10 protein-coding genes are annotated in these 16,807 nt (G+C 39.5%); 6 read left to right on the forward strand and 4 right to left on the reverse strand.

The window, feature by feature from the left end:
* Positions 1-102: 102 nt before the first annotated feature.
* Positions 103-1,485, reverse strand: coding sequence for a magnesium transporter (mgtE, locus tag B3P17_RS09245; RefSeq protein WP_252636764.1), 1,383 nt, complete (start codon positions 1,483-1,485; stop codon positions 103-105).
* A gap of 440 nt (positions 1,486-1,925) precedes the next feature.
* Between mgtE and B3P17_RS09250 the strand changes: the two genes are divergently transcribed.
* Both B3P17_RS09250 and B3P17_RS09255 read left to right on the forward strand, forming a co-directional pair.
* Positions 1,926-3,674, forward strand: coding sequence for a phospho-sugar mutase (locus B3P17_RS09250; protein ID WP_252636763.1), 1,749 nt, complete (start codon positions 1,926-1,928; stop codon positions 3,672-3,674).
* Positions 3,675-4,078: 404 nt separating this feature from the next.
* Positions 4,079-4,753, forward strand: a complete 675-nt coding sequence (locus B3P17_RS09255) for a bacteriophage terminase small subunit (protein WP_291105231.1) — start codon at positions 4,079-4,081, stop codon at positions 4,751-4,753.
* A 92-nt stretch (positions 4,754-4,845) separates the two neighbouring features.
* On the opposite strand, the gene B3P17_RS09260 is transcribed toward B3P17_RS09255, so the two are convergent.
* Together B3P17_RS09260 and B3P17_RS09265 are read right to left on the reverse strand one after the other, a co-directional pair.
* Positions 4,846-5,196 carry a MerR family transcriptional regulator gene (locus B3P17_RS09260; RefSeq protein ID WP_252636760.1) on the reverse strand — a complete coding sequence of 117 codons (351 nt, stop codon included), beginning with the start codon at positions 5,194-5,196 and terminating at the stop codon, positions 4,846-4,848.
* 7 nt (positions 5,197-5,203) lie between these two features.
* Positions 5,204-6,175 carry a M23 family metallopeptidase gene (locus B3P17_RS09265; protein WP_252636758.1) on the reverse strand — a complete coding sequence of 324 codons (972 nt, stop codon included), beginning with the start codon at positions 6,173-6,175 and terminating at the stop codon, positions 5,204-5,206.
* Positions 6,176-6,359: 184 nt separating this feature from the next.
* Here B3P17_RS09265 and alaS point away from each other — a divergent pair, with 184 nt between their 5' ends.
* From alaS to B3P17_RS09280, 3 genes are all read left to right on the forward strand, one after another.
* Positions 6,360-8,978: an alanine--tRNA ligase gene (gene alaS / locus B3P17_RS09270; RefSeq protein ID WP_291105236.1), complete on the forward strand. Its 2,619-nt coding sequence runs from the start codon at positions 6,360-6,362 to the stop codon at positions 8,976-8,978.
* 415 nt (positions 8,979-9,393) lie between these two features.
* Positions 9,394-12,996 (forward strand): tetratricopeptide repeat protein, encoded by a 3,603-nt coding sequence (locus tag B3P17_RS09275; RefSeq protein ID WP_252636754.1) that lies wholly within the window; start codon positions 9,394-9,396, stop codon positions 12,994-12,996.
* 125 nt (positions 12,997-13,121) lie between these two features.
* Entirely contained in the window at positions 13,122-14,969 is a 1,848-nt protein-coding gene (locus B3P17_RS09280) for a DUF349 domain-containing protein (RefSeq protein ID WP_252636753.1), read from the forward strand.
* A gap of 74 nt (positions 14,970-15,043) precedes the next feature.
* On the opposite strand, the gene B3P17_RS09285 is transcribed toward B3P17_RS09280, so the two are convergent.
* Complete coding sequence (locus B3P17_RS09285) at positions 15,044-16,003, reverse strand: alpha/beta hydrolase family protein (RefSeq protein ID WP_252636751.1); 960 nt, start codon at positions 16,001-16,003, stop codon at positions 15,044-15,046.
* Positions 16,004-16,585: 582 nt separating this feature from the next.
* Between B3P17_RS09285 and B3P17_RS09290 the strand changes: the two genes are divergently transcribed.
* On the forward strand, positions 16,586-16,807 hold a 222-nt coding region (locus B3P17_RS09290), incomplete at its 3' end, for an SPFH domain-containing protein (protein ID WP_291105242.1).

The following is a 16,807-nucleotide window of genomic DNA, read 5'->3' on the forward strand; positions in this document are numbered from 1 at the left end:
AATATAAAAAAAGATCGGCTGGCTTAAATTATTCATCTTGCTCAGTATGACAAGAGATAAACTTAAGCCAGCCGCTTTTTACTTTATAATATAATTAGTTTGTTAGAGTAGTTTTCCGCTTAAGAACATAGCTGCAATAGAGAAATAGATGATAAGTCCGGTAACATCCACCAGCGTTGCTACAAACGGAGCTGATGCAGTAGCGGGGTCTAATCCTATTTTCTTTAGCATGAGGGGGATCATCGAACCGGAGAACGTTCCCCACAAAACAATGAATATGAGCGAAACGGACACACTCAAAGCAACCCATACCCAATATTCACCATAGTCGTATAAGCCCAGTTCTTGCCATATAAATATTCGGGTAAAACCTATTACACCGAGGATAGAACCCAAAAGCAGACCTGATAAAATCTCTTTTCTCATCACATACCACCAGTTCTTGAGCTTTAATTCGCCTAGTGCCAATGCACGGATAATAAGACTGGCAGCTTGCGAACCCGAGTTACCTCCGCTTGAAATGATTAGTGGAACAAACAAGGCCAACACTACGGCTTTCTCTATCTCTTCGTCGAAGTGCCCCATTGCTGATGCTGTGAGCATCTCTCCTAAAAAGAGGACAACTAGCCATCCGGCACGTTTTCTGACCATTTCAGTCAGAGAGGTTTTGGTATATGACAAGTCTAGTCCTTCTGTACCCCCAAACTTTTGGAAGTCTTCTGTGCTTTCTTCTTCAGCCACATCCATCACGTCGTCGATGGTAACAATGCCCAGCAGTGTGCCGTTGGTGTCGGTTACGGGTAAAGCTACACGGTCATGGTCGGAGAATATTTTTACGGCAACCTCCTGGTCGTCGTATGCGTTAAGCGAGATAAGCCGATTGTCGCTAAGCTCGCCGATGGTCTGGTTAGCAGAAGCCAAAATTATTTCCTTGATGCGGATATCGGCGATAAGCTTCCAATTATCATCTACGATGTATATTACATTCAGTGTTTCGGAGTCTCTTCCGAATTTACGGATATGGTTTATAGCCTGTTCTACTGTGTAGTATGGTCTTACAGCAACATACTCGGGTGTCATCAGACGTCCGATACTATCTTTTGGGAAGCCCAGTAGCTTGGTGGTGATTTCTCTTTCTTCGTCCGATAGTATCTGCATCAGACGCTGGCTTACCTCGCCCGGCAGTTCTTCAAAGAAGGCTGTACGGTCGTCCGGATCAAGATCATTAAGAAGAGATGTTACGACATTGATGTTAACAGCCAGTCCTTCGATTATATCTTCTTTTTCGTCGTGAGAAAGGCGTTTGAAAGTCTCCTTTGCCAATTCTTGTGGCAAGAGGCGGAATAAAATGATCTGATCAGACTTTGGTATGTCGGCAATGATTTCTGCTATCTGAACAGAATCGAGGTTGTTAAGTTCTTGTTTTACGATTTTCCAGCTTTTGTCTTCAATAAGCTGTTGGAGGCGGATTATTATTTCACTCATGATGTAATCTCCTTACTTTATCTCTGTAAGGAAATCACAATAAGACCCTTTACAGAGAGGTTAATAATTTAGTTTTGTTTCTGTAACTCGGATACGGGTCTTCGTCCATGATTCTTAATTTTTAGTGAATACTAGCCCAAATGAGTAGGGGGCGTTAAAACCGCTGCAAAAGTAATACTTTCTTCGAGAACCGCCAAAAAGAACTTTTCTTAAATGGATGCCATGCGGAGTGATTAGCTTTTATTATACTTTATTATGTTTTTAGTATTCACCTATTTAGTTTTGTGTGAATAATCAATAGGTTAAAGGATATGATTGGTCGGAGTGTGGAGAAAGACTATATTTCTTATATCTTCTTACCCCCTCAAAGCAAAAAATTGTTATTTTTGTTATTCGCATTTTTGTTTAGATCAATATAAAACTAAAATAAAGAAGAAAGCATGGAAAACAGTGAATTGCTGGCACAGGTAACAGCTAAAGCAAAAACATGGTTGTCGGAAAAATACGATGCCGATACACGAAAAGAAGTTCAGGCATTGTTGGATCAAGAAGATAAAACGGAGCTTATAGAATCTTTTTACAAAGATCTTGAATTTGGAACAGGAGGACTTCGCGGAATTATGGGTGTGGGTACCAACCGCGTGAATATATACACAATCGGAGGTGCAACACAAGGGCTGGCTAATTATCTATTGAAGGAGTTTTCTTCATTAAAAGAAATAAAAGTAGTGATCGGCCACGATTGTCGTAACAATAGCCGTTTGTATGCCGAAATTTCGGCAGATATTTTTGCTGCAAACGGAATCAAGGCATATCTGTTCGAAGACTTACGGCCTACTCCCGAAATTTCGTATGCTATCCGCAAGCTAGGCTGTCAGAGTGGTATAATGATTACAGCTTCTCACAACCCGAAAGTATATAACGGTTATAAGGTATATTGGGAAGATGGTGCGCAGGTTATTCCTCCGCATGATAAGAGCATTATCGCTGAGGTGAACAGAGTGAAAGTGGATCAGATCAAATTTAAAGGCGGTGATAAAAAGCTGATCGAAATACTCGGCAAGGATATGGACAATGCCTATATACAGGACTTGAAAACATTGCTTCTTTCTCCCGATTCGATCAAGCGTCATGCAAATATCGGTATTGTTTATACGCCTCTGCATGGCACAGGATTTACAATTATCCCGAAAGCATTAAAAGAATGCGGGTTTACCAATATTATCAACGTACCCGAACAGGATGTGTTGAGTGGCGATTTTCCTACAGTGATATCTCCAAACCCTGAAGATCCTGCCGCTATGGCATTGGCCGTGAAAAAGGCAGAAGAAACAAATGCCGAGTTGGTATTTGCTACCGACCCTGATGCTGACCGTTTTGGTGCAGGTATTCGCAACGATAAAGGAGAATTTATCTTGCTGAATGGTAACCAAACAATGCTTATCCTTATCTACTATATAATCACACGCCGTAAGGAATTGGGATTGCTCTCAAAGAAAGACTATACAGTGCGTACAATCGTTACCAGTGCTTTGACTCAGGTTGTATCTGAGAAGAATGGCGTGGAGATGTTTGAGTGTTACACCGGCTTTAAATGGATCGCTGCAGTAATGCGTGAACTGGAAGGCAAGCGTAATTATATAGGTGGGGGTGAAGAAAGTTATGGATTCTTAGCCGAAGACTTTGTACGTGATAAGGACTCTGTTTCTGCTGCTATCTTGTTTGGCGAAATCGCCGCATGGGCAAAAGACAACGGAAAAACATTGTACGAAATGCTTCAGGACATCTATGTAGAATATGGTTTCTCTAAAGAGAAAGGTATTTCGGTAACGAAAGAAGGTAGAAGCGGTGCTGAAGAAATAGAAGCGATGATGAAGAATTTCAGAGAAAATCCGATCAAAGAAATAGCCAGCTCGAAAGTGATATTGATCAAAGACTTTGTGACATTGAAGGCACAAGATTTTAGCATCAATGAAGAATATACTCTCGAGATGCCTACCACTTCGAACGTACTTCAATACTTTACACAGGATAAAACGAAGGTGTCAATCCGTCCTTCGGGAACAGAACCGAAGATAAAGTTCTACATTGAAGTTCAGGATAAATTGAAATCACGTGAAGAATACGATGCAGTGAATGCTGCTACTGAAAAGAAAATAGAACAAGTATGTAAAGATTTGGGCATATAAGAATTGCCTGAAGAATAAATATAAAGCACCTCTAAGTCTATAAATCAGACTTGGAGGTGCTTTTTCTTATATGCGTATGTAGAAGCAATCCCTTGTCGTTGTCCGGATATAAATGGGTAGGGACAAGCCACTGTTCATACTTCAGAAATACAGCCTATTATCCTGAATAAAACGAACAATCTCGTATGAACGATTTCAATATAGAATAGCAAGAACCCTGTTTTCCTTTCAAAATTCCCCTTTATCATTTTTGTCCAATTTTATCTATTATAGTAATCAAGAATAATTATTGTCTTATAGTCTTTTATTATTGTGAGGCAACGAAGTATACCGACCCTTTAAAAACATAGGATGATAAAAAAGGCGACAATAAATTTATTCTTAGCACTTAATTTATAATAGATATGGCAAAGTACACAGAGCGATTGGTAGAAAGGATAATTTCTTTTATCGAAGAAGATACATATAGTATTTCGGAAATATGTAATGCATTGAATATAAATCGAAAAACATTCTATGAATGGCGTAAAACAAAACCGGAATTTAACGAGGCTGTTGAAAGAGCGATGGAATCTCGAGACGACAAACTCTTGATGTTGGCACGCAATTCGTTGAAGAAGAGGCTGGAAGGCTATACCCTCACCGAAACCCGGACAGTGTATGTTCCCGATAAGAGTAATCCTGAAAAGTTAGTATTGAAATCCCGCACTGTCAGGCAAAAGGAATATGCTCCGGATACCCATGCTATAAAACTAGTATTGCTGCAAAATGAAGCCAAAGAAGAGAAAGAGGCAGAGTATAAGCATGAACCTGCTTTAACAATCGTGGTGCGCGATCCGACCACAGCAGAGAGTTTAAATCTCTTGCGTGAAAATCTTAGAAATAGTCAATCGGTAGAACAAAAGAAAAAAGAGGAAGCGGTTGTAGACAATCAGCCAATGAAGCCGTCAGATAAACCCTTAGCAATAAAGGAAGCTGATACGGAGGTAGAGCCTCAGCCAAAGAAAAAACCAAAACACGTTACCATTCCCAACCAGAACACAGGACCCTTGCCTCCCGGATACCGTTACAGAGGGTGACAACTGAAAAAAGGGGATATGTGTTACTTTTGTTACTTTTTATAGAAATAGTTTGAGGAATAAGATAAAGTGAGGTGAAAATATAGATTACTTCAATCGATAGAGTCGTCAAACTCCCGTTCCATATCTATCAACTCTTTTTTTATTTGTTCCAGTTTTTGAATAACCTGAATTTTGCGGGCTTCTTCGTCTTTTTTCTGTCTTAGGGTCTGGCGTGCACCTTCGAGGGTAAGACCTTTTTCTCTTACTAAATGATAAACGATGGCAATGTTTTCGATATCGGATTTTGTGTACTGGCGTGTACCTCCTTCTGTTTTCCTTGGTCTGATGATGTCAAACTCACCTTCCCAAAAACGGAGCAGCGATTCGTTCACTTTAAAGTGCGAAGCAACTTCTCGCAGGGAGTAGTACAGGCGGTTACTATTTTCGAAATCGATTTTCATAGCAGCATCAGTCCATTACCTGTCCGTGGTTAGCGGCAATTTGTAACATCTTATCATACTCAGCAGGAGAGAGATCCATAAAGTAGTATTTGGCCGGATTGTCGGGCTGACCTTTTACATGTACCTCGTAGTGTAAGTGCGGGCCTGTCGATTTTCCGGTGTTGCCCACTTCTCCGATCAGCTCGCCACGGGTAACCTTTTGTCCCGGGCGTACTTTGTATTCGTTGAGGTGAGCATATAACGTTTCATAGCCATAGCCATGACTGATCATAATACATTTACCATATCCCTGCTTCCAACCTACCTCTATTATTGTACCATCGCCGGTAGCATACACGGGTGTTCCTATGTTTGCGGCAAAGTCCATTCCTGCGTGGAAGCGGGCTGTACCATAAATAGGGTCGATGCGCGTGCCGTATCCCGAGGCTACTTGTTTCAGGTATCTGTCGGGTACAGGTTGTATGCTTGGTATATGTTTCAGACGATCTTTTTGGCTTTTGGCAAGGCTGAGCACTTCATCAAACGAGTTAGACTGTATATAGATTTGCTTTTCGATGAAGTCCATCTTCTTTGTAGTTTGTATAATCAGATCGGGGCTTTTCAACTCCATCAGGTAATCGTACCTTCCGATACCTCCGACTCCCGAACTTCGGATGGAGGAGGGGATAGGGTCTGCATGGAATATTGCCCTGTAGAGATTGTCGTCTCGTTGTTGTATATCTCCGATCACGTTTATAACTTCGTCCATCCGCTTAGACAAGACTTCGTACTGTGCACGGATCAGTTCATCTTCTTTCTTCTGAGCTTTATCCCAAGGCGTATCGAAGAAATAGGTAACTGCTATCAGACCGACTATACCAACTACAATACCCGATATCAGGTGACGGAAAACCACAATTATCCTATCTTTGCGGCTAGGATAAATTCTGTCATATGTGAGTGTTTGCGGATTGTATCTATAATATACTTTTCGCTTCATTTTATGGTTCCTGTCATTTTTATTTTCGCGAGTTCGACAAAAGTAAAGTTTTTGCGCTATTTTTGCAAATTGATTATAATAAAGAAACAGAAATTAATGTGGCAACATGAAAATGTGAAAATTAGCAAACAGTTAGGAGTGTATCCGATGTCTGCTAATTCGCTAATTTACTAATTTTAAAAATATGATGACTTCTAAAGAAATTCGTGAATCGTTTAAATCCTTCTTTGCATCTAAAGAGCACAAAATTGTACCATCGGCACCGATGGTGATCAAGGGTGACCCTACACTGATGTTTACTAATGCGGGTATGAACCAGTTTAAAGATGTTATTCTGGGTAATGCGCCAATCAAGTATGCACGTGTAGCCGATTCTCAAAAATGCCTTCGAGTGAGTGGGAAGCATAACGATTTGGAAGAGGTAGGACACGATACTTACCATCACACGATGTTCGAAATGCTTGGAAACTGGTCTTTTGGAGACTATTTCAAAAAAGAGGCGATCGAATGGGCGTGGGAATATCTGACAGAAGTTTTGGCATTAGATAAAAACCGTCTCTATGTTACTGTTTTCGAAGGCAGCCCTTCCGAAGGCTTGTCTCGTGACGATGAAGCAGCAGCCTATTGGGAAAAGTATTTACCGGTAGACCGGATTATCAATGGCAACAAGAAAGATAACTTTTGGGAAATGGGTGACACAGGTCCTTGTGGTCCCTGCTCTGAAATACATATAGATTTGCGTTCGGATGAAGAACGTGCGAAAGTAGATGGGCTTACTTTGGTGAATCAGAGTGACCCTCAGGTTGTGGAAATCTGGAACCTCGTGTTTATGCAATACAACCGTAAAGCCGACAAGTCGCTTGATCCGCTTCCTGCCAAAGTGATTGACACAGGGATGGGATTCGAACGTTTGTGTATGGCTGTTCAAGGTAAGATATCGAACTATGATACGGATGTATTCCAGACTATAATAAAGGCTCTTGGCGAGTTGGCTAACACTACATACGGTGACGATACGAAGAATGACATTGCGATGCGTGTGATAGCCGATCATGTGCGTACTATCGCATTTTCTATAACAGACGGGCAGTTGCCATCGAATGCCAAAGCGGGGTATGTGATTCGTCGTATCCTTCGTCGTGCCGTTCGTTATGGATATACGTTCCTTGATCAGCACAAGTCGTTTATGTATAAGCTGCTTCCTGCATTGATCGAAACAATGGGAGATGCTTATCCTGAGCTTATCCAACAGCAGACGCTGATTGAAAAAGTAATGAAGGAAGAAGAAGAGTCTTTCTTGCGTACATTAGAGACAGGTATAAAGCTGCTCGACAAGCAAATAGCTGATACAAAAGCAAAAGGATTGACAGTACTAAGCGGTATTGAAGCCTTTACCTTGTATGATACATACGGATTTCCTCTCGACCTTACAGAGCTGATTCTGAAAGAGAATGGTCTGTCTGTAGATGAAGCCGGCTTCAAGGCAGAGATGCAAAAACAAAAAGACCGTGCCCGCAATGCCGCAGCAGTAGAAACAGAAGACTGGGTGACATTGAAAGATGGAGATACTGATTTTGTAGGTTATGATTTCACTGAATGTGAAACCGAAATATTACGTTACCGCAAGGTAAAACAAAAGAATAGCGAGTTCTATCAGATTGTATTGAGCCGCACTCCATTCTATGCAGAAATGGGAGGGCAGGTAGGTGATAGTGGCTGGCTGGCAACCGATGACGAAACAATCGAAATATCGGATACAAAGCGTGAAAACAATCTGGCAGTACATTTGTCGAATAAGCTTCCTCAAGATCTGACAGCTACATTTATAGCCCGTATCAATCTGAAGAACCGTACTGCAACAGAGTGCAACCATACTGCAACGCACTTGTTGCACGAAGGCCTGCGTGAAATACTGGGTAGTCACGTAGAACAAAAGGGGTCGTATGTTTCTCCGTCTGTTCTTCGCTTCGACTTCTCTCATTTCCAAAAGTTGACAGACAAGGAGATTCGTGAAGTAGAACGTTATGTGACAGGTAAGATCAGAGAGAACATCATTCGTGAGGAAATGCGTCATGTACCTATTGCCGAAGCGAAAGAAATGGGTGCGATGGCTCTCTTTGGCGAAAAGTATGGGGAAGATGTTCGTGTAATCCGCTTTGGCGATTCAGTAGAACTTTGTGGGGGAACTCATATCTCTTCTACAGGACGTATCGGTTCGTTCCGTATTATCAACGAGAGCTCGATCGCTGCCGGTATTCGCCGTATAGAAGCAATTACGGCTGAGGCTTGCGAAGACTACTTTTATGCTCAACAAGATATATTGACAGAGGTGAAATCCCTGTTTAACAATACACCAAACCTGACTCAGGCTCTTCGTAAATTCTTTGAGGAAAATGCCGAAATGAAGAAGACCGTTGAAGAATATGTAAAGGAAAAGACCGTTCAGATTAAAGATGCTCTGATAAAGAAAAAGCAGGTTATAAATGGCATTGACTTCTATGTATTAAATGGTCCTTTTCCGGCTGAAGTTGTGAAAGATATAGCTTTCCAGATAAAAGGACAATTTGTTGAAAATACAGCTTTTGTAGGAGCTACCGAATACGAAGGAAAACCTTTACTTACTGTTATGCTAAGTGACGACCTAGTAAAGGATCATGGGTTAAATGCATCCCAACTGGTACGTGATGCCGCTAAGCAGATCCAAGGTGGAGGTGGAGGTCAACCTCACTTTGCTACAGCCGGTGGTAAAAATACCGAAGGTTTGACAAAGGCTTTGAACGAAATAATAGAAAAGATAAAATAAGGAGATATCCTTTATTCTAATATAGAAAGAGCCGAAAGTTAAATTTTGGCTCTTTTTGTTTCTATTTATCTAAAATCTTATATCTTCGTAGAAATCCTAATACCATAAATGAATATGAGAAAAGCGATGTTAATTGTATCTGCTGTACTTTTCCTTGTGCTCGTACTGGTTTATATCTGTACACGTTAAGTTTGTATAGTTGAAAGCCTATTTTTTAGCTCTTGGTAACCATTCTTTTGGGCTTCACTATCTCTGTATTCGTATATGGATAGTATATATACTTTTGGGTATAATGAAAAAGATTAAATCTAGATTTTGACGATTGAAGACTTGCTCAAAAGTGATGATAGGATATAAAACAATAAAATGCTTATTTTTGTGTTTTATATATGATTAATCAGCTGTTGGTTTATACGTGTCACAAAATAATCTAGTACGTACACTATACATAGGATTTGGTGTATTGTTTATCCTCCTTATCACATCGTCATGTTCTAACAAGAAGAACACCGCCTTGACACGTTTTTACCATTCGGTGAATACACGCTATAATATACACTACAATGCTGATATTGCGTACAAAGAAGCCCTCGAAGCAAAAGAGAAGGGGAGGGAAGACAATCTTTCGCAATTGGTCTATATTTTCCCTAAAAGTACAGACTCCCTTACTACGTCATCCGGAAATTTTACAACCACGATAGACAAAACAACCAAAGCAATCAAGCTGCATTCGATAACTGCAAAACCTAAGCGTGATCCCGATAGGCGCAACGATGCCGAATATCAGGCGTGGATTCGTCAAAAAGAATATACTCCATTTATGGATCAGGTATGGCTGTTGCTGGCGAAAGCTGAATTTCAGGATGGAGACTATTTGCAAGCTGTCAGTACCTTCCTGTATATAACTAAGATATACAGTACCAATCCCGAGATTGTAGCTGAATGTCAGTTGTGGATAGCCCGTGCATATACCGAAATGGGATGGATGTATGAAGCCGGAGATATCTTACATAAAATAGAGATAGCGGGAGGAGCCCCCGAAAAGCATAAAGGTTTTTATGCATTGGTGAAAGCCAATTATCTGGTTTATAATAATGAGTATGATGCTGCCATATCTCAATTGGAGATAGCCATAAAGAGCGAAAAGAACAAGCATCAAAAGACCCGCATGAAATATCTTTTGGGGCAGCTTTATGCTCAGCAGGGAGACAAAGCCAAAGCAGATAAGGCGTTCGCGTCTGTTAAGGGTATGAGTACACCTTATAAGTATACATTCAATGCACAACTCAGACAAATAGAGCTGGATGACTCTCCGGCAAAGACAAAGGCATTATCCATATTGTCGGGTATGTCTAAGAAGACGCGAAACAAAGAATATCTCGATCAGATATATACTACTTTGGGAGATATATATCTTGAGAAAACAGATACCTTGAAGGCTCTTGAAAACTATAAAAAAGGAGTAAAAGAGAGTGTTCGTAACGGATACGATAAGGCAATGGCCCAGATAAAACTCGGAGACCTATATTTTCTTAAGCGCAAATTTGTCTTGGCTCAACCTTGTTACTCAGAAGCTTTGCCTCAATTGAATAAATCTCATCACGATTATCCGAAGGTAGCTTTAAGGTCGAGTGTGCTAGATGAGCTGGTTGTACATGTTAAAGTAGTAGAAGAACAAGATAGTTTGCAATATATAGCTCAACTTCCCGAAGAGGAACGTTTTCGCATTATCAATGAAAAAATAGAAGATCTTAAAAAAGAAGAAGCAAAAAGACAAAAAGAAGAGGATACCCAAAGGCGGATCGAAGAACGGCAGGAGCGTATATCGTCGTGGGATGATATAAATGAACAACTGTTTGACCAATCTAACAAGACGCCAGTAGCCCCCCCTGTTATTACACAGCAAGGTGCAGCTACATTCTATTTCTATAACGAACAAGCAGTAAATCAGGGTAAGATAGCATTTCAACAACAATGGGGAAATCGTAAGCTGGAAGATGATTGGCGCAGACGTAATAAGCGATCTACAGGAATCTTTGATGAGGTAGATACAGCGCAAGAAACCGATTCTCTGAATACAGAAACACATCGGATAAAGGAGCTTCAAGCTCAGAATGAAGAACTCAACAAACCAAAGAATGCCGTTGATGATGAATATTCTGTTGAGTATTATCTGCAACAATTACCTCTTACTCCTGAGGCAATAAAAGAATCGAATGTTCTTATCGAGGATGCCTTATATAAGATGGGGCTGATATATAAAGATAAGCTGGGAGATATGGATTTGGCTATCGATGCCTTTAATACAAATATACACCGCTTCCCCAATACTCCTAATCTGGAAGAAATTTACTATCAACTGTTCCTTATTTATATGCGTTTGGGAGATAATAATATGATGGCTACATACCGATCTAGACTGATGAATGAGTTTGCATCGGGTAAGTACGCAGGTCCTGTTTCTCAACCCGACTATGAATGGAATTTCCGTCATATGGCTAGCTTGCAGGATTCGCTCTACAACGAAGCTTATAAAGCATACCAACAGGCAGATGTGGAAACTGTAAGGCGCAACTATGCGGCAATGAATACCAAATATCCGTTCACTGACCTGATGCCTAATTTTACTTTACTGAATGCATTGACTTATGCTCAGGTACGTGATGCAGGCAACTTGGAAGCGAGCTTAACGGGTTTAGTGAAGAAGTATCCGAAGTCTGATATTACTCCTTTAGCGAGTGATATTCTCGAACGCCTGAAAAGTGGAAAAATATTACTGTCGGATGGCTCTCCTGTCACCGGATTCGACTGGAGCAAGGCTTATCAGGGTGCAGATTCTTTATTGGCTTCTAAAGGGAAGATATTACAATATTCCGATACATTGGATGTCCCTTATGTGTTGATGCTCATGTTTAAACCAAAGACGATAGACCGAAACGAATTACTCTATCAGGTGGCCGACTATAACTTTACCAATTATGTTATTCAGACATTCGACCTGAGCTTCGATACAGATCCGCCGTATGAGGTATTGCAGATGAAAGGGTTTAATTCTTTTGCTGCTATAAGGTCATATCTCTCAAAAGCATATAGTAAAGAAGGGCTCATACAGCATCTCGATACGGCAATTCTTGTAGTGCCGATATCAACAGATAATTATATCAATGTGCTTCCTCGGCTTGGCTTAGAGCAATACATGGCATACTTTAGAGAGCATTATTCAGAACAATTCCCTCAGTTGATAGCTTCATGGAGAGGTGAGGAATATATGGAATCTACCCAGCCTGTAGAAATAGCAGAAGCTGTTGAGGCTAAAGAGGAGAGTAAAGCTAAAGAGCTTGAAGAACTAGCAAAAGAACCAGTTATTATACCCCAAAGACCTGTCGTGCCTGAAAAGCCTGCACAAAAACAACCTGAAACGAAAGTAAATGATAAACAGATAACAGGGGATGACTTGTTGTCGAAAGATCAATTACAAAAAGCCGAAGAAATAAATAACGTTATAGATGATATATCTAATGTTGTCAGCAATCCTGTTGATGGTATTAAGAGTTTGTTTGACCGATACAAGAATCGGGAAAAACTGACAAAAGAGGAAAAACAAGCACTTAAGGAAGAAGAGATGTTGCGTAAAGAACAAGAAAAACAACAAAAAGCAATAGAAAAAATCCGCTTAGATTCTATCAACAACGTAGAGAAAGCCCGAACAGACTCGATAGCGAATGTAGAAAAAGCACTCGAAGATTCCATTAAGTCTGCGAATAAGCAAGCTGAGGAACAAAAACGACTGGAAGAGAAGCAAAAAGAAGATGCAGCCAAAGCTGCAGTGAAGGCTCGTGAAGATGCCCGTAAACAGAAAGAGGCAGACCGTAAGCAAAAGGAACGTGAACAAAAAGAACGCCTGCGCCAGCGCGAAAAAGAACGGAAGGAAAAAGAGAAGGTTAAAGAACAGGAACGCAAACAAAAAGAGCGCGAAGCGGAAGAAAGAAGAAAGCAGCGTTTGAAAGAAAAAAGGTGAAAAATGACCTTTTGGCATCAAAAACTAAAAAAGGTGTGCTCTGATAGTTGAAATAACAAAAAAAAATCATTAATTTGCCTTATGAATTACTAGAGGCTATGCCTTTCATCCTAAAAACTAACTATATGAACGAGAACCTAAATCCTGAATTGCCAGAAAATAATCTACCAGAGGAAGTTACAAACCAATCTGTTGAAGAGGAAGCGAAAGAGCAATCGGAAACATCTACAGAGACTTCGGTGGCAAAGCAAGTATCTTTGACCAAAGATGAAATAATTGAAAAATTAAAAAACTTGACCGCACAAACTGAAATTCCTTCAAGAGCTGAAGTAGAGTCGCTTAAGCAAGCTTTTTATAAGTTGCGTTCTGCTGCTATAGAAGAGCAAAAGGCCGAATTTATTGAAGCCGGAAACGATGCCGAAGCATTTGTTCCTGCACCTGATCCGAGTGAAGATGTGCTGAAAACTTTCTTGAGTGAATTGAAAGAAAAGCGTGCAAGCCAGGCAGCAGCCGAAGAAAATCTTAAAGAAGAAAATTATAATAAAAAACTTCAGATAATAGAGTCAATTAAGAACTTGACTGAAAGTTCTGATGACTTCAATAAGCTTTATAAAGAGTTTAAAGACTTGCAGCAGGGATGGAATGATATAACCTTGGTTCCTCAGTCGAAAGAGAAAGATTTGTGGAAATCTTACCAAATATATACAGAGAAGTTTTATGATCTGATAAAGATCAACAATGAATTTCGTGATTATGACTTCAAGAAGAATCTTGAACTTAAGAATGCGATTTGCGAGTCGGTAGAAAAACTGATAGATGATACTGATTCGGTTTCAGCCTTTCATCAGTTGCAGAATTTCCATCAGCAATGGCGCGAGATAGGTCCTGTTGCCAGAGAACTAAGAGAAGAAATCTGGACTCGATTTAAGAATGCTTCTACAGCTATAAATAAAAAATATCAGACTCATTTCGAGTCACTGAAAGGTAGAGAAGAAGAAAATCTGGTTGAAAAGACTGCAATTTGTGATGCCTTGAAAAACATAGATTATTCTACTTTGACTTCTTTCAAAGAATGGGATGAAAAGAGCAAGGAAGTGATAGAGCTTCAAGCTAAATGGAAGACAATCGGTTTTGTTCCTAAAAAAGTAAATAATCAGATATTTGAAGAGTTCCGTTCGTTGTGCGATGCATTTTTCGAAAAGAAGAGTGAATTCTTTAAGGGTGTGAGAGGCGAAATGGACGAAAATCTGGACAAGAAACGTGCATTGACAGAACAAGCAAAAGCCCTAAAAGACAGTACAGACTGGAAATCCACAACAGATAAGTTGATTGCTATACAGAAAGAGTGGAAGACTATAGGGCCTGTGCCTCGCAAATATTCGGATGCTATATGGAAAGAATTTGTAACGGCTTGCGATTATTTCTTCGAACAAAAGAAGAAGAATGAGTCTTCTCAGAAGAGCGAAGAATTGGATAATCTGGCTGCTAAAAAAGAAATAATAGAGAAGATCAAAAATGTTGATCAGTCTTTGGATCCATCCGAGCTTATCGCTAAGGTGCGTGAGTTAGCTGACGAATGGCATAAAATCGGTTTTGTTCCATTCAAAGAAAAGGATAAAATTTATAAAGAATTCCATCAGGCTGTTGATGCTCATTATGATCGTCTGAAAGTGGATAAGACAGAACGTCGTTTCGAATCTTTCAAATCGAATATAAAAGACATATCAAAACAGGATAACCCTAAGAGAGCTTTGTACAGAGAGCGTGATCATTTGATGCATCAGTACAATAAAGTAAAATCAGATCTTCAGACTTATGAAAACAACATGAACTTCCTGTCTATTTCGTCTAAAGGGGCAAGCGGACTGTTGAAGGATGTAAATAATAAGATTGAAAAGCTGAAAGAAGAAATGGAATTGCTTGTTAAGAAAATAGAGGCTCTTGATGAGAACCTGAACGAATTGGAAAAGTAGAATTTATTGAAAATACATAGAGAAGAAAGGTTGTCTGATATGGACAACCTTTTTTTGTTTTTATACAGTGTCTGTCATTTATTTTTTATATAATACTTTCTGTTTTTAATCCAGTGGATAGCGATGCGAACAGACTCGCTGGAGTCCGAGAATGTAAGATTATGTCCCAATTTTGAAAATAGGCAGTACTCGTAAGGTTTGCCTTCAACCTTGAGTGTATTTAGACGTTCTATTGATAATCTTGCAGGGATTTGTATATCCTTCTCCCCGAAAAGCCAAAGCCCCGGAGTTGAAAGTCTGCTTAGAGTTTCGTAAGAGTCTGTGTCGATAAACTTGTAAGATTCTATTTTATACTGCTCATCAAAGCGACTATTGTGATGCAAACTTTCACGAGCCTCAGCTTCGGTATGGAAATTCCAAAAATCAGGGTTACCATTTGTGAAAAACTGAAATCGTAGTTGCTCAAGTGTTGAAATTATAGGGCCACTAAACAGCACCATCAAATCGACAGATGAATTATTGCTTGCAGCAATAGGAATGATCCATCCTGCCTGACTAAAGCCAACTAAACCAATTGGTATGTTCTTGTTTCGCTCAAGAAGTGTATTTATGGCAGCATTTGCATCTTTAGCTAATAGTGTAAGATTGCAGGAGTCAACATTATTCGTGCCCACCTCCGGACCCATATAAGTTCCACCCGATTCACCTACTCCTCGCTTATCGTAGGTTAATACTGAAATTCCATTTTGTGCTAAAAGGGATGCAAATTCATTCATTCTATGCTCCTGCCCCGAACCATGTACTAAAACTACCGCAGCATCTGAATGTTGAGGTGTGTAGATCGTGCCGGCTAGAGTTATTCCCTCGCTCTCAAATCTGATGTTCTCAGTGGTAACTTCCTGCGATTGAGCTTTTATGTGATTTAATGAGGTTAAAAGTGATAGCAGAATGAAAACTCTTCGATTAAGAAATAGTATATAGCTTAATCCTTCAATGTTTTTAAAGTAATTTATTATAGTATTTTTATTAATCATATCTTCTGTGTTTTTTAGTTATATTTTTATTCTTTATAATGATAGGACACAGCATATATAAAAAAGGTTACACTCCCATTATTAAAAAACCTAGCTGCGATTTGATGTGAGAAAATATACTGAGTGTAATATAAAACCTTTACGGTTGCATGTCATTGGCTCTACCGATCGTTGTTTCTGGCTGTAACGAAGGGTCTCGACTTATCATCAAGAGATGCTTCACTATGTGTTGACTCCGTCGATTCTTCGAGTTAAGGATGACAAGAAACACGACAGTAATCTCTTTTTATCGCTTATATCCCTAAAGCAATCTTTCCTTTGTGATTTTTATATATAAAAATTGTCTAATATAGAAGCAGTCACCTTTAAGAGTAACTTCATCTGAGGGAAAAAGTGACAATAAATAATATGCTGATACCTGTTACTTTTGTTACTTTTTGTGTTGAGAAAATTACTTTGGTTGCTGAATATGAGATCGTAATACGAACTTGAAGAAAAAAAATAAAAAGCTGTAAAACTGCTTTTTAATGATAAAAATAATATATTTTTGAAGAAAGAATATTAACTCAAAAAATATCAGGTATGGGACTTTTTGATAAGCTAAGAAATGAATTAATAGATATTATCGAATTTTTAGATAATACGCAAGATACTATTGTATATCGTTTTGAGAGGTACAACAACGAAATAAAAAACAATGCGAAACTGATTGTTCGCGAAGGACAGATAGCCGTATTTGTAAATGAGGGCGAAATCGCTGATACTTTTACTCCCGGCACTTATACGCTTAACACTCAAAACCTG

The organism is Dysgonomonas sp. UBA7630 (assembly GCF_002483985.1).
Taxonomy (GTDB): Bacteria; Bacteroidota; Bacteroidia; order Bacteroidales; family Dysgonomonadaceae; genus Dysgonomonas.

Coding starts and splice junctions, on each gene's coding strand:
- B3P17_RS09255 (WP_291105231.1), top strand. CDS start 4,079: ATGGCAAAGTACACAGAGCGATTGGTAGAAAGGATAATTTCTTTTATC.
- alaS (WP_291105236.1), top strand. CDS start 6,360: ATGATGACTTCTAAAGAAATTCGTGAATCGTTTAAATCCTTCTTTGCA.
- B3P17_RS09285 (WP_252636751.1), bottom strand. CDS start 16,003: ATGATTAATAAAAATACTATAATAAATTACTTTAAAAACATTGAAGGA.
- B3P17_RS09280 (WP_252636753.1), top strand. CDS start 13,122: ATGAACGAGAACCTAAATCCTGAATTGCCAGAAAATAATCTACCAGAG.
- mgtE (WP_252636764.1), bottom strand. CDS start 1,485: ATGAGTGAAATAATAATCCGCCTCCAACAGCTTATTGAAGACAAAAGC.
- B3P17_RS09260 (WP_252636760.1), bottom strand. CDS start 5,196: ATGAAAATCGATTTCGAAAATAGTAACCGCCTGTACTACTCCCTGCGA.
- B3P17_RS09265 (WP_252636758.1), bottom strand. CDS start 6,175: ATGAAGCGAAAAGTATATTATAGATACAATCCGCAAACACTCACATAT.
- B3P17_RS09250 (WP_252636763.1), top strand. CDS start 1,926: ATGGAAAACAGTGAATTGCTGGCACAGGTAACAGCTAAAGCAAAAACA.